The 20,110-nt window shown below is 61.7% G+C and carries 16 protein-coding genes; 8 read left to right on the top strand and 8 right to left on the bottom strand.

The genetic code is table 11. The features are described 5' to 3' along the window. The first annotated feature begins 14 nt into the window (after positions 1–14). Positions 15–644: a CsiV family protein gene (locus Q668_RS06300; protein WP_022988773.1), complete on the top strand. Its 630-nt coding sequence runs from the start codon at positions 15–17 to the stop codon at positions 642–644. Here the strand turns inward: Q668_RS06300 and Q668_RS06295 are convergent. The 4 genes from Q668_RS06295 to Q668_RS06280 all read right to left on the bottom strand — a co-directional run bounded on the left by Q668_RS06295 (position 625) and on the right by Q668_RS06280 (position 3,867). Then, a complete protein-coding gene (locus Q668_RS06295; protein ID WP_022988772.1) occupies positions 625–1,401 on the bottom strand; it encodes an S-methyl-5'-thioinosine phosphorylase in 777 nt (258 codons plus the stop codon). The two genes, Q668_RS06300 and Q668_RS06295, sit on opposite strands and share 20 nt — an antisense overlap. Then, on the bottom strand, positions 1,398–2,609 hold the full coding sequence (locus tag Q668_RS06290; protein ID WP_022988771.1) for a mechanosensitive ion channel family protein: 1,212 nt from the start codon (positions 2,607–2,609) through the stop codon (positions 1,398–1,400). Before Q668_RS06290 ends, Q668_RS06295 begins: the two co-directional genes overlap by 4 nt. A 23-nt stretch (positions 2,610–2,632) precedes the next feature. Further along, entirely contained in the window at positions 2,633–3,121 is a 489-nt protein-coding gene (locus tag Q668_RS06285) for a L,D-transpeptidase (protein WP_022988770.1), read from the bottom strand. Positions 3,122–3,189: 68 nt separating this feature from the next. After that, positions 3,190–3,867, bottom strand: a complete 678-nt coding sequence (locus Q668_RS06280; protein WP_036219365.1) for a TetR/AcrR family transcriptional regulator — start codon at positions 3,865–3,867, stop codon at positions 3,190–3,192. Between the two features lie 104 nt (positions 3,868–3,971). On the opposite strand from Q668_RS06280, the gene Q668_RS06275 reads away from it, so the two are divergent. Then, positions 3,972–4,592 carry a riboflavin synthase gene (locus Q668_RS06275; RefSeq protein ID WP_022988768.1) on the top strand — a complete coding sequence of 207 codons (621 nt, stop codon included), beginning with the start codon at positions 3,972–3,974 and terminating at the stop codon, positions 4,590–4,592. A 19-nt stretch (positions 4,593–4,611) separates the two neighbouring features. Here Q668_RS06275 and Q668_RS06270 read toward each other — a convergent pair whose 3' ends face one another. From Q668_RS06270 to Q668_RS06260, 3 genes are all read right to left on the bottom strand, one after another. Continuing rightward, a complete protein-coding gene (locus tag Q668_RS06270) occupies positions 4,612–5,748 on the bottom strand; it encodes a class I SAM-dependent methyltransferase (RefSeq protein WP_022988767.1) in 1,137 nt (378 codons plus the stop codon). Beyond that, entirely contained in the window at positions 5,735–6,793 is a 1,059-nt protein-coding gene (locus tag Q668_RS06265) for a class I SAM-dependent methyltransferase (RefSeq protein WP_022988766.1), read from the bottom strand. Before Q668_RS06265 ends, Q668_RS06270 begins: the two co-directional genes overlap by 14 nt. A gap of 65 nt (positions 6,794–6,858) precedes the next feature. Then, complete coding sequence (locus Q668_RS06260) at positions 6,859–11,733, bottom strand: NAD-glutamate dehydrogenase (protein ID WP_022988765.1); 4,875 nt, start codon at positions 11,731–11,733, stop codon at positions 6,859–6,861. 163 nt (positions 11,734–11,896) lie between these two features. Here Q668_RS06260 and Q668_RS06255 point away from each other — a divergent pair, with 163 nt between their 5' ends. From Q668_RS06255 to Q668_RS06230, 6 genes are read left to right on the top strand one after another with little or no spacing between them, the layout of a single operon-like run. Continuing rightward, positions 11,897–12,859: an AAA family ATPase gene (locus tag Q668_RS06255; protein WP_036219357.1), complete on the top strand. Its 963-nt coding sequence runs from the start codon at positions 11,897–11,899 to the stop codon at positions 12,857–12,859. A gap of 5 nt (positions 12,860–12,864) precedes the next feature. After that, positions 12,865–13,800 carry a DUF58 domain-containing protein gene (locus Q668_RS06250; RefSeq protein ID WP_022988763.1) on the top strand — a complete coding sequence of 312 codons (936 nt, stop codon included), beginning with the start codon at positions 12,865–12,867 and terminating at the stop codon, positions 13,798–13,800. Then, positions 13,797–14,264 (top strand): DUF4381 domain-containing protein, encoded by a 468-nt coding sequence (locus Q668_RS06245; protein WP_022988762.1) that lies wholly within the window; start codon positions 13,797–13,799, stop codon positions 14,262–14,264. The genes Q668_RS06250 and Q668_RS06245 overlap by 4 nt, the downstream gene beginning before the upstream one ends. Continuing rightward, on the top strand, positions 14,261–15,286 hold the full coding sequence (locus tag Q668_RS06240; RefSeq protein WP_022988761.1) for a VWA domain-containing protein: 1,026 nt from the start codon (positions 14,261–14,263) through the stop codon (positions 15,284–15,286). The genes Q668_RS06245 and Q668_RS06240 overlap by 4 nt, the downstream gene beginning before the upstream one ends. Continuing rightward, positions 15,279–17,087: a VWA domain-containing protein gene (locus Q668_RS06235; RefSeq protein WP_022988760.1), complete on the top strand. Its 1,809-nt coding sequence runs from the start codon at positions 15,279–15,281 to the stop codon at positions 17,085–17,087. Before Q668_RS06240 ends, Q668_RS06235 begins: the two co-directional genes overlap by 8 nt. Continuing rightward, complete coding sequence (locus Q668_RS06230) at positions 17,081–18,811, top strand: BatD family protein (protein ID WP_022988759.1); 1,731 nt, start codon at positions 17,081–17,083, stop codon at positions 18,809–18,811. Before Q668_RS06235 ends, Q668_RS06230 begins: the two co-directional genes overlap by 7 nt. Here the strand turns inward: Q668_RS06230 and ccmI are convergent. Then, complete coding sequence (gene ccmI / locus Q668_RS06225; RefSeq protein ID WP_022988758.1) at positions 18,801–20,075, bottom strand: c-type cytochrome biogenesis protein CcmI; 1,275 nt, start codon at positions 20,073–20,075, stop codon at positions 18,801–18,803. The two genes, Q668_RS06230 and ccmI, sit on opposite strands and share 11 nt — an antisense overlap. Between the last annotated feature and the right edge of the window lie 35 nt (positions 20,076–20,110).

Raw genomic sequence — 20,110 nt, 5'->3', positions numbered from 1 at the left:
CTGGAGTGACACACTTGCAAGCACGTGATCTCTGTTTCAAGCAGGCTTTGACTGCCGCACTGGCCCTGGCATTCGTACTGATGCCAGCCGGCAAGGCCCTGGCCCAGACACCGGATGATTTTTACCGCGCAGAAGTGGTGATTGTCGAACGGCTGGTAGACCCCTCTGCCCTTGAAGAGCAGATGGCCGGCATGCCGGTGGAACCACCCCTGAGCGGTATCCGCTCGCTATGGGTGGAAGACGCCAACGGCAACCGGGCTTCTGATGTCCGGCTGGCTGCCCGCAACGAACTGTACCTGAACCAGGCTGCCGCCCGCCTGGAAAACAGCGGCAACTACCGGGTTCTGGCCACCGCCGGCTGGTATCAGACGTTTCCGCCCAACTATAACGGCCGCCCCATGCGGGTCGCCGTAGGCAAATGGCTTGGCGGAGCCGGCGAGCGCGCCGTGGAAGGTCATATCGAAATCGACCGCCAGCGTTACCTGCACGTGAAAGTGCACCTGAACCACTGGCAGGAAGGTGAAGAACAGCAGGAACTGATTACCTGGATTCGCGAAACCCGCCGTATGCGCAGTCAGGAAATCCACTTTATCGATTCCCCCACCGTTGGCGTGCTGGTGTTCTTCAGGAAGATCGAGGGCTAAGCTGGCCCAAGCCAGCCATTGACCTCTCCAGGACTGTCTTCACGCCTGCCATGCCCTGGTCAATGGCCTGGTCGATTTCTTCCATGGTAATGATGTGGTCGGACTTTCCGGCCGCCCAGTTCACCACCAGGGCCAGGCACACGTAACGCATCCCCAACTCGGCAGCCAGCACGGCTTCCGGCATACCGGTCATTCCCACCAGGTCACAGCCATCCCGCTCGAGTCGCCTGATCTCGGCCGCGGTTTCCAGCCTTGGCCCCTGGGTGGCCGCGTAGACTCCGAAATCCGAGAAATCCAGCTGCAGCCCCCGGGCGGCATCAATCAGCAGCTGCCGGCATTCCTGATCATACGGGTAGGTGAAATCAATGTGGGTAACATGCTCCAGCTCGCCCTCAAAAAAGGTGCTGGCCCGCCCCCAAGTGTAATCAATGACCTGGCCTGGCACCGCCACATGGGCCGGCCCCATGGCCTTGTGGATACCACCCACGGCATTCACTCCCACCACGGTTCGCACCCCGGCGTTATAGAGTGCCTGCAGGTTGGCGCGGTAGTTCACCTGGTGGGGCGGAATGCGGTGAGGGTTACCATGGCGGGCCAGGAACACCACGGCCTGGTCACCCAGCCGGCCATGTACCAGCTTGTCTGAGGGCTCGCCCCAACGGGTGCTGACGGTTTCTTCGCCAACAATTTCGAGGTCACTCAGACTGGTCAGGCCGGTACCACCGATAATCCCGACCGGGTTGGTGCTTGCGGTCATGCCTTGTCTCCTGCTGGTTGTCCGCCCTGCTCGCTTTCGCCACGGGATTCCGGGGCTTCTTTGCTGCCCTCACTGCGGGCTTCACCTTGTTCGCTCGCCTCGCCACTGAGCCTGACACCGTCCGGCAAATGCAAGGTACGGGTCGGGAAGGCAATCTCGGCGCCATGGGATTCGATAATGTCGCTGACCTTCAGCAGTACATCTTCCTTGATCTCATGGAAGCGCACCCATTCGGTGGTCTTGGTGAAGGTGTACAGCATGATATCCAGCGAAGAGGCATTGAACGCCAGGAAGTTCACAATCAGGGTCTGGTTGCTGTCGATTTCTTCGTGGTTTTTCAGCATCTCGCGGATTTCTTCCACGATCTTCTGCATGGAGTGTACATCGGCATAGCGAATGCCGATGGTTTCGGAGATGCGGCGGTTGGTCATGCGGGACGGGTTTTCCACCGCGATGGTGGTGAATACCGCGTTGGGCACATACAGGGGGCGCTTGTCGAAAGTGCGAATGGTGGTCAGGCGCCAGCCAATGTGCTCCACGATGCCTTCAATATTACGGTCCGGCGAGCGGATCCAGTCACCCACCTTGAACGGACGGTCCAAGTGAATGATGAAGCCGCCAAAGAAGTTGGCCAGCAGGTCCTTGGCGGCAAAGCCGACCGCGATACCACCCACGCCACCAAAGGCCAGAACCCCGGAAATACTGAAGCCCAGGGTCTGCAGGGCGGTCAGCACCGCGGTGATGATAATAACGGCGCGCAACAGCTTGCTGATGGCGTTCACCGTGGTGTAATCCATCGGCTTGCGCATTTTAATGGGCGAGGTCAGGACCTTTTCGATTTCCTTCACCAGGCCGAACAGGAACCAGACCAGCACCCAGACAAAGCCGATCTGCAGCACCGTGCCGTTGGCCTTGAAGACTTCCGCGTCGCTGAAGTGATGGGCCACCTCGGCTGCCCAGTACACACCCTGCAGCCAGACAAACGCCACCATGGGCCGGCGGGCAGCATGCAGGAAGGCATCATCCCATTTGTTTTTAGTCGACTTGAACTTGTTCTCGACGGCCAGAATTAACCGGCTGACGATAAAGGCAACGGTGGCCGTGCCCAGGACCAGGAGGAATATCAGGACGCCCGCACGCCACCCGTCTGACAGCAAGCCGAATTTTTCGATCCAGCCATTCACCAAAGCCAGCATTTGACCAATCATTGTGTTCCTCTGAGTCTGTCAGTTCATCCAATAACAACGCGGGTGCCGGCCCTTACCCGCGCAAACAGTTCGGCGATGTCGGTGTTTCTCATCCGCACACAGCCGTGGGACAGGGCCTCGCCCATGGGTTCGGTATCCGGGGTGCCGTGAATGTAGATAAAGCGCCGGAAGGAATCCACCCCCGGGCCACGGTTGCGCCCCCACTCCCGGCCACAAAGCCAGAGTATACGGGTCAGTATCCAGTCCCGATCAGGGTGTTCAGCGGCCAGTTGTGGTGAGTATATCTCACCGGTGGGCCGACGGCCCCGAAAGACCGTATTCAGCGGCTGGCCTTCGCCGATGCGCGCGCGGATGTAGTGCTCGCCCCGGGGGGTGCAGCCGCTGCTATCCTGCTCTCCCGGTCCGTTCAGGGCGGTAGATATGGGGTAACGGTCCAGCGCGCTGCCATCAGCAGCACACACCGTTAGCACCTGGCTGGCGATATCAATGGTCAGATAAGCCCCGGGGGGCAAGGGGGTATTCAAAAGGGAAGCTCCCTCCGGCCGGAAACCAGAGGGAAGCCTAACCGAGGCAGGGGAACTCAGGCAACCGACGCGGGCCGGGCCGGGGCAGAAACCAGCATTTTGTCCGGTGCGGTCATACCGGCCGCCAGGAACGGCACCAGGCGCGCGGCAATTTCCTGCACCGTGGTGTGCACACCCAGCTTGTTTTCCAGGATGTCGATCAGGGCATCGCTGCTGGACATGGTAAAGGCGGTGGCTCCCAGCATGAACTGGATGCGCCAGTAGCGGTCTACCGAGGACAACTCAGGGGTGGCCTCTTTCAGAAGACGCATGAAACGACTGAACGGCTCGCTGTATTCCTGCTCCAGGAACTTGCGCAGGTGGCCCTGGCTCTGGGTGTAGGCCAGCCCGAGCAGGCGCATGAAAATGGAAATACCTTTTTCGTTACGCTGGGGCATGCGCACAGCACTTTCCGTGAGCGCCCAGAGGGTCTGGTTCAGGGTAGCCGGTTTGCCGTCACACTTTGCTTCCAGTTCGTCGAACGCAGTCTCCAGAGTTGCAGAGAAAGGCGTCAGAAAACGCGCGAAAACCGCGTGAATCAGCGCGTTCTTTGAACCAAAGTGGTAATTGACAGCGGCCAGATTTACTTTAGCCTTACTGGTAATCATGCGAAGAGACGTTTCCGAGAAACCACGCTCGGCAAAAAGCTCTTCAGCAGCATCAAGTATGCGGTCTACGGTATCTGACTGCGCCATTTTGTTATCCATGCCTCTAACAAACGTCTGTTTGAAACATACGTTTGACACCCTGCCGTGTCAAGCATACCTTGGCATGACTGCAACCGTTCAGGAGATTCGTGATGTTTACAGGTATCGTTCAGGGGGTGGCCACCATTGCGGAAGTCATCAAGGCGCCGGGGCTGAACACACTGGTGGTGCGCTTTCCGGAAGCCAAGGTGCAGGGTGTAACCATCGGCGCCTCGGTCGCGATCAATGGCACCTGCCTGACGGTAACCCGACAGGACGGCGACCTGCTGTACTTTGATGCCATGCAGGAAACCCTGAGGCTGACCACACTGGGCGACCTGGCCGAAGGGGATTCGGTAAACTTTGAACGGGCAGCCCGTATTGGTGACGAGATTGGCGGCCACCTGCTCAGCGGCCATGTGCACACTACCGCGGTTCTGGCCGAGATTATCCGCACAGAGAACAACGTAACCCTGTGGTTCGAGGTGCCGGAGAGCTGGATGAAGTATGTGTTCCCGAAAGGCTATATCGCCATCAACGGCGCCAGCCTGACCATTGGCGAGGTCACCGGTAACCGCTTTAACGTTCACCTGATTCCGGAAACCCTGCGGGCCACGACCTTCGGTACGGCCGAACAGGGTCAGTCAGTGAACATCGAGATCGACAGCCAGACCCAGGCCATCGTCGATACCCTGGCCCGGCTCGGTTACGATCGCCCTGCCCCTGCCCTTTAACCACGGTTAGCAGCGGCGCTCAGGGCGCCGCTTCGAATACCACAAAGCGCGGGCTTGCGGCCCGCTGCTCTACCTTGCCAAAGAAGCGCTTCAGGGACTTGTGGTAGCCCAGGTGGCGGTTGCCCACCATCAGCATTCGCCCGCCCGGCACCAGGTGTTTTGCGGCGTCCCGGAACAGTCGCAGGGCAATGTGATCCCCCACCACACCGCCTTCATGGAACGGCGGGTTCAGCAAAATCACGTCGTACTGCCCGGTTCCTTCCCGAATTCCGTCGCTATGCTGGCACTGTCCGGCCCGGTAACCACAGGTACCCAGGTTATGCTGCACGCTGGCAATGGCCTGGCTGGACACATCGCTGAAATCCACCGTGATATCAGAGCCACAAGCCAGTGCCGTCAAGCCCAGCACGCCATTGCCGCAGGCCAGGTCCAGCACACGCGCGCCAGGCTTCAGCCCGGCCACGGCAGGGCCCACAAGCGGCAACAGCTCCCGGGTGCCGATGTCCAGCTTGTCCCGGGCAAAGACAGCCGGTAATGCCTCTACCGGCGCCGGCAGACCCTCCTGCGGGTAACCTTTCCAGCTTTCAGCCCAGCCCTGCAGTTGCGCCTGCCCTTTGCGGCAGACCACTACCCGGGCCTTTTTACGGGCCGGCAGTACAGTTTCGGTGACCACGGCTTCGGCAAACACATCCACGCTGCGGTCCGGCAAATGCTTGATCATACCCCCAGCCAGCAAACAGCCGTTGTCTGCCAGCACAGAGTTTACCCAGCGCAACAGCCAGCCCAGATAGGCGCCGTGGCGGGGAATGCGCAATACCACCAGGTCAAACGGCCCCTCCGGCGGGTTCAGCCAGCTGTGCAGCAGCGCTGGCCGGGCGATACCGGGATTATGTCGGGCATTGTAATCGAGTGCATCCGGAAGGACTGCACTGTCGGCCACGCTGGTGACCGGCCCGTGGGCCTGGGCCAGCCCAAGCGTGAGCGCACCGAACTGGTCGTCTACCACCAGCACGCGGGGGCTGTCCGCCAGCCGGTTACCGGCTTCTGCCAGCAGCAACTCGTCCGCCGCATCCCAGGCCCGCAGGCCAGGCTCGGCGCCGGGGCGGCTGAGCTTCAGGTTACCGGCAGTCAGCGGCAGTACTTCAGCGGATGGCACGGTTGAAAGCCCTGTAAACGGTAAAACGGCGATCCTGGGCCAGCTTCTCGACCGGCCCGATAAAGCGCTGGATAACGGACTCATAGGGCAGGAAGCTGTTGGCCACCAGCCGCACCTCGCCCCTGGGGGCCAGATGGGCGGCCACTTCCCGAAGGAACTGTTCGGTCATGGAGGTGTCGGTTTTCACGCCACTGTGAAACGGCGGATTGGTGACCACCGCCGGCCACCGGCCCTGAATGCCGGCCAGGCCATCGGAGGCGTAGATCTGACCTTCCGCGCCAGCCCGGGCATAGGTTTCCCGGGCGCAGGCAACCGCCTGGGCCTGGACATCCACACCGTCTACCACACCCTGGGCCAGGCCCTGATCGCGGCGGTAGCCTTGCAGCCAGCTGCCGATCACGCCGGCGCCACAGGCAAAGTCCAGCACCTTGTCTGCTTTCAGCGGAGTCTGTTCCAGGGTTTCCAGCAACATCCGGGTGCCGGCATCCAGCTCCCCTTCACTGAACACACCGGGCAGGCCGGCTACTTCAAGATTTACGCCGGCACAGGAAACCTGCGTCCAGCGCAACCAGTCAGTAAGGTCAAAACGGGAAAGGGGTTGGTGGTTGGTGCCGGTCCACACCTGGCAGTGCCGGGCGCTGTCGACTTTCAGGGCGTCGGCCACCATGGCTGTGAACTGTTTGACGGCGCCAGCGATGCCTTCTTTCTTTTCGCCCACCAGAACCAGGCTGACGCCTTCGCGGCCCAGGTAGCGTGCCATGGCCAGGCGTAATTCCAGTTCCGCCCGGGCCTTGGGCAGGAAGATGACCAGGGTGTCGAAACTCCCGGCGTCCTGCTCGTTGCACTGATAGCCGAAACAGGCTTGCCAGTTCGCATGCTGGCACAGCTGTTCATACACACCGGCGTGTTCGCTCATGGCCAGCCCGGGTTGTTGGCAATGGGCCAGCAGCGCCGGCTCGGATACGCCCAACAGGGCCACCTTGCCGGTCAGCAGTTCGGCATTCCGGAGCAGAACGTCGTGTGTGTTGGTTTGTAGCTGCGCCATAAATCCTGCCTTTGCGGTTGATTCCCGCGCGGAATTGAACGGGAATCAACAGCATAACGCAAGCCTCAGATACTGCCGTCGCTGTCCGTATTCTGGTGCATGGTGCTCTGGGCCAGGTCCAGCAGCTCACGCAGGGCAACGGAGAACATGGCGTATTCCGGCTCCCGCACGCTCTTCAGCTCCGCCAGCATGGCACTCCAACGCTCGATCATGTGCTGGTGCTTCTGCTCCCAGGCTTCCACGCTCTCGGGCACCTTGCCGGCCTTGCCCGCCAGGCGCAGTACGCCGGTAGTCAGGGCGCGTTGCTGCCAGTCCAGGTCTTCCCGGAAGCTTTCCCTTGCCAGTGCCTGCCAATGGGAATTGGGCGTAAGCGCGGCAATGGAGTTGGCAAACCAGGTCAGGTCGAGGCGATCGCCCAGGTCGTAGTACAGGTTAGCCACGGTTTTCAGCGGCAGGCCGGTGGCCTCCTGGGATTCGATAATGCCCAGCGACGAGTACAGGTAACCGGTGCCGGCCAGTACCGAGGCCAGGTCTTTCGGCAAGCCGGACTCTTCCAGGTACGCGTGGCGTTGCTCCCAGTTGCTGCGGGCCTGGTCGCCCAGGTAGTCCGGCAGGCTGGAGGTAATTGCCCATACGCTGTCGGCAAACCGCTCCATATGGCTCTGGATATTGAGCTCGGCCCGGCGGTTACGCAGCAGCCAGCGAACGGCACGGCGCATCAGGCGCATGAGATCCTGCATCAGCTCCATCTGCAGCTTGGCGGGCACGTGGTAGTCCAGTGCCTCGATGCGGTCCCACCAGTTGTCGATCCGGAACACATCCCGGGCGATGATCCAGGCCAGGGCAATGGATGCAGCATCGGCACCGGTAGACTGGTTCAGGCGCTCCACAAAGGTAATGCCCATGTGGTTGACCATGTCGTTGGCAATCTGGGTAGCGATGATTTCCCGCCGCAGCTGGTGCTCGCCCAGCTCCTTCGAGAACTTCTTGTTCAGTTCCTTCGGGAACACCTTGTACATTTCGCCGGCCAGCAGCGGATCATCCGGCAGAGTGCTGGCGATCAGGGTCTGCTTCAGGTCACCCTTCACGTAGGAAATCAGTACCGACAGCTCCGGCCGGGTCAGGCCTTTCTTGGCCAGCTTGCGCTCGGCCAGGGCCTCGTCGTCGGGCAGGAATTCCAGCCCCCGGTTCAACTTGCCTTCGCTTTCCAGGGTGTTCATCAACCGGCGGTATTCTTCCAGCCTTGGCGCGGTATCGGCACTGGCAATGCTGATGGCCTGGGTTTGCCGGTAGTTGTTCTTCAGCACCAGGGCCGAGACATCGTCGGTCATCTCTTCCAGCATCACGTTGCGCTGCTTGGCGGTGAGATCACCCATGGCCACGGCACGGTTGAGCAGGATTTTCATGTTTACTTCGTGGTCTGAACAATCCACCCCACCGGAGTTGTCGATGAAGTCGGTGTTCAGCCGGCCGCCTTTCAGGGCGTATTCAATACGGCCCAGCTGGGTGAAGCCCAGGTTACCGCCCTCGCCCACCACTTTGCAGCGCAGGTCTTTGCCGTTCACCCGAAGGCCGTCGTTAGCCTTGTCGCCTACGTCGGCATGGGTTTCCTCAGCGCCCTTCACATAGGTGCCTATACCACCCACCCAGAGCAGGTCCACTTCGGACTTCAGGATGTGGCTGATCAGCATGTTCGGCGGCATACGGTCGACATTGATGCCCAGCAGTTTTTTCATTTCCGGGCTGACAGGGATCGACTTGGCGTTCCTGCTGAACACACCGCCGCCCTTGGAGATCAGCTTGGTGTCGTAATCGGTCCAGGCTGAACGGGGCATTTCGAACAGGCGCTTGCGCTCCTTGTAGCTCTTCGCCGCATCCGGTTCCGGGTCGATAAAGATATGGATGTGGTTGAAGGCCGCAACCAGGCGGGTTTTCTCGGAACACAGCAGGCCGTTACCGAACACGTCGCCGCCCATGTCGCCAATGCCGATAGCGGTAAACTCGTCTTCCGCCGGGTTGATGCCCATTTCACGGAAGTGGCGTTCAACCGATACCCAGGCGCCCCGGGCAGTGATGCCCATCTTCTTGTGGTCGTAGCCGTTGCTGCCACCGGAAGCGAAGGCATCGCCCATCCAGAAGCCGTATTCGGCGGCCAGGCCGTTGGCAATGTCGGAGAAGGTCGCGGTGCCCTTGTCGGCGGCTACAACCAGGTAATGGTCGTCTTCGTCGTGGCGGATTACCCGCTCCGGCGGCTGTATGCCGGCATCCACCAGGTTGTCGGTGATGTCCAGCAGGCCACGGATAAAGGTTTTGTAGGCAGCGATGCCTTCGGCCTGGAAGGCCTCCCGGTCGGATGGATCCGGCAGTTGCTTGGCCACGAAGCCGCCCTTGGCGCCCACCGGCACAATCACCGCGTTCTTCACCTGCTGGGCTTTGACCAGGCCCAGGATCTCGGTGCGGTAGTCCTCGAAGCGGTCAGACCAGCGCAGGCCGCCACGGGCCACCTTGCCACCGCGCAGGTGCACACCTTCCACCCGGGGCGAGTATACGAAGATCTCGAACATGGGCATGGGCAGCGGCATGTCGGGAATGCGCGTGGGGTCGAACTTCACACTGATGTATGGCTTGGGCTGGCCTTCGGCGTCCGGCTGGTAGTAGTTGGTACGCAGGGTGGCCTGCATCAGCTCCAGGTACAGCCGCAGCACCCGGTCTTCACTGAGGTTTTCCACCTCTTCCAGGCCGGCGTTGAATTCGATTTCCAGCTTTTTCTGGGCCGCTTCACTCTTGCCCGGGCTCTTGTAGCGATCCGGGTTGAAGCGGATTTCAAAGTATTCCAGCAGAATCTGTGTCAGGTTCTCGTGGTTGACCAGGGTATTGGAAATAAAGGTCTGACTGTTAGAGAACCGGATCTGCCGCATGTAGCGGGCGTAGGTGCGCAGCAGGGCAATCTGGCGCCAGCTCATGTAAGACGACAACAGCAACCGGTTGAAGGCGTCGTTTTCTGCCTCGGTGTGCCAGACGCGGCGGAACAGCTCTTCGAAAATGGGCCGGATACGGTGGATATCCACGCCACCGGAATGGGCCTGCAGGGTGAAGTCGTGAATCCACACGGTTTTGCCGGTGCGGTCGATCACTTCAAACGGATGCTCACCAATAACCCGGAAGCCCAGGTTGTCGAAGATGGGCATCACATCCGACAGCGGCAGCGGCTCGTCCGGGTAGAACAGCTTGAAGTGCAGCGTGCTGTCGTCTTCTTCCAGCGCCCGGTAGAAACTCATCGCCAGGTCATCGGCGCTGGCCGCCCTGGTAATGTGGTCCAGGTCGATGGCGGCGCGCCGGGGCGAGAACATCTCGGTGTAGCTGGCCGGGAAACCAGCCGCCCATACCCGGTAGAACTCGTTGCCGCGCTCCTCGCCATAGGCTTCGTGCAGGGCCTCGGCCAGGCCTTCACTCCAGGACTGGGCCAGCTCGATCACGCGGTCGCGGATTTCCGCCAGCGGTAGCTGCCGGTTCTCCACCTGGGGCACGCGGATAGTGAACTGCACCCGGGCCAGTGGCGATTCGGAGAAGTGGGTAACAAACTCGATGTCTTCCGCTTCCAGGCGCTCCAGCAACACCTGCTCGACCTTCAGGCGCAGCTCGGTGTTGTAGATGTCCCGGGGGAAGAAGGCCAGGCAGGTAACAAACTGGCCGTATACGTCTTCGCGCATGAACATTTCGATGCGGCGGCGCTCCTGGATGTACAGGATGCTCTTGGCCACACGCAGCAGCTCTTCGGTTTCAATCTGGAACAGCTCGTCGCGCGGATACAGGGTCAGGATCTGCTCCAGTTCCTTGCCGGCGTAGTCGGTACGCATGAAGCCGGAACGCTTCATCACGGTCTGGAACTTGCGGCGCAGCAGCGGGATCTCGTCCGGGCGTTCGTTGTATACCCGGGCGGTGTACAGGCCGAGGAAGCGGCGCTCACCCACCACTTCACCCTTGCTGTTGAATTTCTTCACCGCGATGTAATCCGGATACGCCGGGCGGTGTACCCGCGAACGCTGGGCCGACTTGGCGAAAATGAAGATATCGTCGGTGCGGGTCATCTCATGGCGGGTGCGCTGGGGCAATTCGTTCAGGCGAACCTTGTCCGGGCGTTCGTTGTTTACCCGGAAGATGCCCAGCTCGGAGTTTTCCACCCGGCGCACGGCCATGCCCTGTTTGTCTTTGACGAAGTCGTATTCGTCGTAGCCCAGGAAGGTAAAGTGGTCTTCGGTGAGCCAGCCCAGAAACGCCCGGGCTTCTTCCTTGTCTTCTTCGCTGATACCGGCGGTGGTGGCATCCAGTTCGCCCAGGATTTCGCTGACCTTGTCTTTCACAATCGGGAAGTCGTCCACGGCAATGCGCACTTCGTGCAGCACCGATTGTAGGGTTTCTTCCAGGCCCCGCAGGTCTGCCGGATCGCTGTGGCGATCGATTTCCAGAACGATCAATGCTTCGTAGGAGGCCGCAGACGACTTCTTGGCCGAATGCAGTTTCTTCAGCTTGCCGTTACCGTCTCGCTCCACCTGCAGAATCGAATGCTGGATGGAGTGGGTACCGATTTCCCGGCGGTTGATTGCCATACGCAGGGAATCGATCAGAAACGGAATGTTCGGATGCAGGATAAAAATAACCGAGTGGGTAGACTGCCAGCCGTCGCTTTCCAGGTCCGGATTGAATACGGTAACCGGGGTTTCCTCGGCGCTGCGCTTCTGCAGGAACTGCCAGGCCGCCAGGACCGCGCCATAGGTGTCCGAGAAGCGCCGGCTGACAAGCTCTTCCAGGGGACTGTGGGCGTAATGCTGCTTGGCGAACTCTACAACCTTCCTGGCTTCGGTTTTCGCAAGCTTGTCTGCGAATGCTTCAGCCAGTTGCTCGAAAAACTGATCCTTGCTGGCAATTGTCAGCGCATTCATATCCAACCTCTGGTTTTGTGTGAAAGAAACGTAATCACGGTATCGTCACATAAGCATAGTCAAGCTCTTGATTTTTGCCGGCCAGACCTCAAAACTGCGGCAACTACCTACGGGCGCAAACACCCGCGCCGCCGGACCTTCAAAACCGAGAGCAGTGAATTCCATGTCGTTACAGCAAACGTTCGGTAATCTCAGAACACAGTTGGCAAAACGCATCATCGGTCAGGACAAGCTGGTAGACAGACTACTGATCGCCCTGCTGGCTGATGGCCACCTTCTGGTAGAAGGGGCGCCCGGCCTGGCCAAGACCACCGCGGTAAAAGCCTTGGCCGATCACCTGGAAGGGGATTTCCACCGCATCCAGTTCACCCCGGACCTTCTGCCGTCCGATGTCACCGGCAGCGAGATCTACCGGGCTGAAACCGGCCTGTTCGAATTCCAGCGCGGCCCGATATTCCACAACCTTGTGCTGGCCGATGAAATCAACCGGGCCCCGGCCAAGGTGCAGTCTGCCCTGCTTGAGGCCATGGGCGAACGCCAGATCAGTGTCGGCATGCAAACCTTCCCGCTGCCGAAGCTGTTCATGGTGATGGCCACCCAGAACCCCATCGAGCAGGAAGGCACTTACCCCCTGCCCGAAGCCCAGCTCGACCGTTTCCTGATGCATGTGGTGATCGATTACCCGGATGCCGATGCTGAGCGTCAGATTCTGCACCTTGCCCGTAGCGACTACCGTCAGGGAATACCACAGGTAGACATTCGTCTTACAGAGCAACAAGTTATGGAGGCCCGGCAGGCGGTATCCGACATCTACATGGCGGAGCCGGTGGAGCAGTATTTGCTGGCCCTGATCCTGGCCACCCGGGATGCCGCCAGCCTGGATCCGGAACTGGCCCGCTGGACGGCTTTCGGCGCCAGCCCCCGGGGTACCATTGCCCTGGACCGCTGCGCCCGGGCCCTGGCCTGGCTCGATGGCCGGGACTACGTAACCCCGGACGACATCCGCACCATGGCCTTTGACGTGCTGCGCCACCGAATCCTGCTGACCTTCGAGGCCGAGGCCGAAGGCATGACCGCAGACACGGTTCTGCAAAGGCTGATCGACCGCGTACCGGTAACCGCCTGAACACCATGGCGCAGAGCAACGCAGCAACCCACATCACCCTGCCGGAACTGGTTCGGCTGCAAGCCGACGCCAGGGCCCTGAAGCTGCCTTCTGCCCGCCCGGTGCGTTCGCGCCAGGCCGGCTTGCGCCAGTCTCGCCAGCGTGGTCGCGGCATGACCTTTGCCGAAGTGCGGCAATACCAGCCCGGCGACGATATCCGCAGCATTGACTGGCGGGTAACGGCGCGGCGCCAGTCACCCCACACCAAACTCTACGAAGAAGAACGGGAGCGGCCGGTGCTGCTGATTGCCGACCTGGGCCCGACCCTGTTCTTCGCCAGCACCGGTGCCTACAAACAGGTGCGCTGCGCGCAAGTTACCACGCTGCTGGCCTGGCTGGCCCTGTGGGCCGGCGACCAGGTGGGTGGCCTGGTATTTAATGACCAGGAGCTGGAGGTGCTGCGCCCCGCCCGGCGTAAGAAATCCGTACTGCGCCTGCTGGACGCCCTGGCCAGCCAGCAACACAAACCGGACGTGCCACCCCGGCCTTCGGCCCCCGACCACGGGCTGGACACAGCGCTGGCCGAAGCCCGGCGGGTGGCACATACCGGCAGCCGGATTTTCATCATCAGCGATTTCATGAACATCAGCGATAACACCACCAGCCTGCTCGGCGCCCTGGGCCGCCATAACACCGTGAGCGCCCTGCGCATTATGGATCCGCTGGAAAAACAGCTGCCGGACAGCGGCCAGTTTGCGGTGGCAGGGCCGGAAGGGCCGATCTGGTTTGATGCCTCCAATCCCGCGTTCAAAAAGGCCTGGCAGGAAAAAGTTGTCACCCATGAACGGCTGCTGGAAGACTGTTTTCGCACCTCCGGTGTGCAGGCGGCCACCATCATGACCAGCGAAGAGCCGGCAGCCGCCCTGCGCCAGCTTTTGGGCCCGGGAGGGCGGATTGGATGAACCCGCAAGATCCGTTAGCCCAACTGCGCGATATTCACCTGCCGGAAACCGGCGGCTGGTGGCCGCCGGCGCCAGGCTGGTGGATTCTTGCGGTCGTTGCTCTGGTACTGGCCGCAGTCGCTTTCTGGTTGCTGCGCCGGCGCCGGCAGCAGAACCTGTGGAAACGCCAGGCCCGCGAGGAACTTTTACAACTCGCTGCCAACCCGCGCCAGTGCAACGAATGGTTCAGTGAACTTAACCAGCTGCTCAAGCGGGTAGCCCGGCAGGCCTATCCGGACCGGCATCCGGAAACCCTCACCGGCCAGGGCTGGGCCGAATTCCTGCTGGAAACTTCTCCTTCCGAACGCATTGCCTCAAGGCCGGTAGCGGAAGCGCTGGTGCAAGCACCCTGGCGCCCGAACACCAACCTGGACCCGGGCCAGGCACTCGACTTTGCCCGGTTCTGGCTGGAGGCCCAGCTATGATTTCCCTGGCCTATCCCTGGCTGCTGTTACTGGCCCTGTTGCCGCTGCTGTTACTGGCCGGCAAACGTTATGGCAAGGGTGAACCGGTAGATGCACCGGTCATCCCGGTTGGCCACTGGTTGTCGGGCATGCCCGGCGTCAGCACCCGGGGGCGCCGGACACCGCGCTGGCGCCAGTTGCTGCTGCTTCTGGCCTGGCTGTGCCTGGTGCTCGCCATCGCCCGACCCCAGCATGTGGGCGAGCAAGTGCAGATGCCCGTTAGCGGCCGTGACCTGATGATGCTGGTAGACATATCGCCCAGTATGGATGAGCGCGACATGGTTATTCAGGGCCGCAGCATCAACCGCCTGCAAGCGGTCAAGCGGGTGCTGGACCAGTTTATCGACCGCCGGGAGGGTGACCGCCTGGGGCTGGTCCTGTTCGGCACCCAGCCCTACGTGCAGGCACCCCTGACCTTTGACCGGGAAACCGTAAGAACCCTGCTGCTGGAAGCCGGCCTGGGCATGGCCGGCCGGGCAACGGCAATTGGCGATGCCGTGGGCCTTGCGGTGAAACGCCTGCGGGATCGCCCCCAGGAGCAGCGGGTAGCCATCCTGCTGACTGACGGCGCCAACACGGCCGGTGAAGTGAGCCCGGACAAAGCCACCGAGATTGCCGCCGCCGCAGGTGTTCGTCTGTACACCATCGGTATCGGCGCCGATTCCATGATCCAGCGGGGACTGCTGGGCTCGCGGCGGGTGAACCCGTCCCGGGACCTGGACGAAGCCCTGCTCACCCGCATGGCGGAACAGACCGGCGGCCGGTATTTCCGGGCCCGCAGCCTCCCGGAGCTGGAAATGATCTACGACAGCATCGACCAGCTGGAGCCCATTGAGCAGGAAGGCCAGTTCTATCGCCCGGTTACCGAACTCTACGTGTGGCCGGCGGGCACAGCGGTTGCCCTGTGGCTGCTGTTGTCAGCACTGCGATTACTGGCCAGCCGGGCCCGCCGCAATGAATCCGGGGAGGTGCACCATGGCTGATTTTCACTTCCTGAGGCCCCTTTGGTTATTACTGTTGCTGGCACTGCCGGCGTTATACCTGGCAAGGCACAAGCTGCGCCAGGCCGATGCCGGCTGGAGCCGTTATATTCCCCAGCCCCTGCTGAAACCGCTTTTAAACAAACCTGGGCAAGGCGCCCCGGGCGGTGCCAGCCGGTCGCCGCTGCTGCCACTGAACATCGCCCTGCTGACCCTGGCCATCGGCCTGGCTGGCCCGAGCTGGCGTCAGGCCCCTACCCCGCTCAAACAACCGGAAGACAGTCTGGTGATTGTGCTGGACCTGTCGCTGTCCATGCTGGCCACCGATGCCGAACCAGACCGGCTGACCCTGGCCAAGCGCAAGATTCGGGACCTGCTGGCGCAACGGCGCGGTGGCCTGACCGCCCTGCTGGTGTACTCCGGTGATGCCCACACCGTTACGCCGTTGACCGAAGACTTCCGCACCATCGAGGCCATGCTCGGGGTTCTGGACCCGGCCATCATGCCGGCACAGGGTAACCGGGCAGACCTGGCCATCAGCCAGGCGGTGGATCTGCTACAGCAGGGTGCGCCGGGGCGCGGGCGGATTTTGCTGATATCCGATGATGTGCCCCGAAGTTATCACAGCGCCATCAACAATCACCTGGCCGGCACCGGCTATGCCCTGAGCACACTGGTTGTGGGCACACCGGAAGGTGGGCCGATTCCCCTGGCCAAGCGAGGCTTCCTGCGCAGTAACGGCGAGATTGTCATCGCCAGGGCCGACCCCGATGCCATGGAGAGACTGGCCCGGGCCAACGGCGGTGACAGCCACGAACTGACCCTTGGCGACGCGGATATCCGCGCCCTTGCGCTGGAACCGGGAGCGGAAGAGGATTGGTCGGAAACCGATGACGGCCTGACCATCAATCGCTGGCAGGACGACGGCTACTGGCTGCTGTGGCTGGCCCTGCCCCTGTTATTGCTGGGCTGGCGCCGGGGTGCCTTTGCGGTACTGGCCCTGAGCCTTGTACCACTGACCCTGACACCTCGCCCGGCCATGGCACTGGACTGGGGTGGCCTGTGGCAGCGGGACGACCAACGCGGGCGGGAACTGATCAGGCAGGATCCGGAGCGGGCGGCAGAGGTTCTGCAGCAGCCGGACTGGAAAGGCTCGGCCCTGTACCGCAGCGGCCGCCACGAAGAGGCTGCCCGGGCCTTTACCGAAATACCGACGGCCACCGGCCACTACAACCGGGGTAATGCCCTGGCCCGGGCTGGCCAGCTTGAACAGGCAATGGACGCCTACAAACAGGCCCTGGAGCAGAACCCCGACTTCGAAGACGCCCGCTTTAACCGGGACCTGGTTCAGCAGTTGCTCGACCAGCAACAGCAGCAGGAGCAAGATCAGCAACAAGGCGATTCCGGCGACCAGCAGTCGGAGAACAACCAGCAGCAGGGTGAGGATTCCCAGTCCGGCCAGGACAATCAGGAAAGCCAGCAGCAAGGCCAGCAAGACAGCCAGCAGGAATCCGAACAATCCGGTGAGACACAGGATTCCGGACAGAGCGGACAAGACGCCGAGCCACAGGCCGGCGAAGACACCCGGCAATCCGGGCAAGGGCAGCCGTCAGACCAGGAGCCTGCCGACAACGGGCAGGCTGTAGAAGCTCCGGCCGAAATTTCCGAACAACCGCTGGACCAGGGCCAGGAGCAGTGGCTCCGGCGTATTCCTGACAACCCCGGCGGGCTGTTGCAGCGCAAGTTCCTGCAGCAGTACCAGCAGCGCCAGACGCAACCCGACGAGGGCGATACATCATGGTAAAACGCATTCTTCTACCCGTTTTTCTGTTACTGGTACAGCTTGCCGCCCTGCACCCGGCCCAGGCCAGTGAGCTGTCGGTCGAGCCGGACCGCACGCAGCTGTACGAAGGCGAGGTATTAACCCTGACTGTGCGCGGCTCCATGGAAATCGACCTGAACCTGAGCAACCTGTTCAACTTTGACCTGTCTGACCTGCCTTCCCCCGACATTGAAAAGGTAGAGCCGGATTTCGAGATCCTGGCCCGGAACCAGCGTTACAGTGTGCAGACCGTCAACGGCGATATGACCGGGGAGATCACCTGGACCTACCAACTGGCACCCACCCGAACCGGCAAACTGACCATCCCGGAGCTGACCTTCAAGGATGCCACCTCCGAGCCGGTAGAGATTGACGTGGTGACCGGCACAGCGCCAGACCAAGAAGCCGGCGCCCGCGACAGTTTTATCGAACTGTCGGCCGACAAAGCCGAAGTCTATGTGCAGGAACAGCTGGTACTGACCATACAGCTGTTTTTCTCGGGCAACCTCATACGGGGCGAATTGTCGGAGCCGGAGCACCCCGATGCCATCATCGAATCCCTGGGCAAGCAGCGCGAATTCACCCGTTACCGGGATGGCGTCCGTTACCGGGTGGTTGAGCGACGCTATGCCATCTTTCCCCAGCAGCCGGGCCAGCTGAGCCTGGCCCCGATCCGCTTCGAAGGCCAGGCACGGGACGCCAACGGCCAGCTGAAGTTCCTGCGGGATCAACAGCAGCTTTATGATGTCCCGGTAAAACCGGTGCCGGATGCCTACCCGGCAGACCAACCCTGGCTGCCGGCTCGCAGCCTGGCACTGGCTGAAGACGGCCTGCCGCCAGCAGGGGAACTGAACGCCGGAGCCAACCTGACCCGGAAAATCACCCTACATGCCGATGGCTTACCGGCAGAAGCCCTGCCGCCACTGCCGCAGGAAACCCCGGCGGCCATACGCAGCTACCCGGAAAGCCCCCTGAGAAATACCGAAACCACCGTCGACGGCCTTCGCTCCACCCTGCAGCAGGAAGCGGCGCTGGTGCCGGTGCAGGCCGGCGATGTGGTGTTGCCCGCCATCCGCATCCCCTGGTGGAACACAGAGACCGACCAACTGGAGCAGGCGATCTTGCCCGAGCGTCGCTACACCATCACCGGCAACAGCGCGGTCGCCGCTGCGCCGGTGCCGGATAACAGCGCCCCGGAGACTCCGCCCGCCACTACTCCGGCCACCGCAGATGACCTGCCCCCGGCAGACCGCACGGGCTCTTTCTGGCTTTGGCTTTCGCTGGTACTGGGATTGCTCTGGCTGGCTACCCTGGTGCTGTGGTGGTTGTCCCGAAAACCGTCCGGCGGCGCGCTATCATCCGGGCCGCTGGAAGACGCCACCGAAAAACACGCCTATGAGCAGCTGATTCGTGCGGCTAAAAACGGTTCCGCAGACACCACCGGCCAGCTGCTGCACTGGGCCAGGTTACGTTTCCCGGAGCAGCGCTTTGCGACGGTCCGCGATGTGGTCAGGTTCAGTGATGACCCGGAACTGGCCGGCCATCTGGAGCAACTGCAGGCACAGCTGTTCTCGAAACACCAGCAGGCTGTTTCGAATGAGGCACGACAGGGATTGGGGAAAGCATTGGAGAGGTTGAGAAAGCGGAAGGCGCAAAGCGAAGACAGCCGCTACGGGCTGCCTCCGCTGAATCCGGTCAGTCGATAAGTTCCTGGCTGATCACCAGTTCAACCGGCTCGCCATCGGCCTCCGGTGGCAGCACTTGCGCTTCCACCTGGCCCTGCCAGTCACCGGCTTGCGGGTTGATGCTGCCGCTGCGGCTCAGGCGCGCGACAATCACGACTTCTTCTGCGGAGGAAATGGTGGCCTCCGGCGACATGGCGTAGCTGTCATCCAGGCGGATATCTACCGGCAGAACACCGGCGGTCATGCGGGCGACAGCCACCGGAGCCCCACCTGATGTGCCCTTTGCACGGGCAAAGACAAACAGGGTGGTGTCACCTGGCACGCTGTCCCTGAACGCATCATCCAGGGAAATTCTCAGGGCCACACCGGCAGACGGTGCCGCAGGCTCCGGAGCCTGCGCAGCCGGAGGTGTTTCGCCCAGGCGGTTGTAGGCTTCGGCAATGCCACCGCGAATAGAGGCAATCTGCGGATGGTCCGGCGTGACCTCAACAATGGTTTCCCAGTATTCGATCGCTTCACGGTAGTTCTGCTGGCTGAAGGCATTGATGCCCAGCAGCCCCAGCGAGTTCACTTCGTTCGGATCCAGGGCGCGGGCTGACTCGATGGCCGCCATCACGCCCGATGTCATCTGCCCTTCGCTCTGGAAGTACAGCGCCTGGGCTGACAGGCCCCAGGCTACGGAGCTGGCGCTGGGCTCTTCCTCAGTAATCCCGGCCAGGCGCTGGAAGGCTTCGGCCGCATCCTCGTAGCGTTCGGTACGCATGTAGGTCTGGCCCAGCATGGCCCAGCCGTCGGCGTTATCCGGATCCTGCTCGAGGCGGTCCCGCAGCTGGTCTGCCAGTGCGGACATGCGCGCGGTCTGGTCATCGTTACCGGAAGCACCCATTTCCTGCATGGTGATGAACTGCTCTACCCGGTCCATGGCGCCCCATTCCTGGTAACCCAGGTAGGCTCCGGCGGGCAGCAGAAGCACAGCCAGCAAGGCAACAACCATGGCGCTGCGCCGGCCTGCCAGCCGCTGGCGGGGCTGTTCGTTTTCTGGAACGTCATCAAGCATGGCGCCGGCCAGCTCTTCTTTCAGTTGCTGGTAGCTTTCGGCGTCCAGGATGCCGGCTTCGTGCTCATCATCCAGCTCTTTCAGGCGGGACTTGTAGGCCAGCAGGTTCTGGTTTCTGAGGTCTGCATCCATCCGCGCCTTGGGGCGGTGAAAGAACACCGGGTACAACACAAATGCCAGGGCGATGAGAATGAATACCGTCGCGGCAATCCAGAATGTTTCAGTCATGGAGTCTTCGTCGCAGTTGGGGATGTGTTACGCGG

The organism is Marinobacter sp. ES-1, assembly GCF_000475255.1.
Taxonomy (GTDB): domain Bacteria; phylum Pseudomonadota; class Gammaproteobacteria; order Pseudomonadales; family Oleiphilaceae; genus Marinobacter; species Marinobacter vinifirmus.
This window is presented reverse-complemented; position numbering and strand designations above follow the sequence as displayed.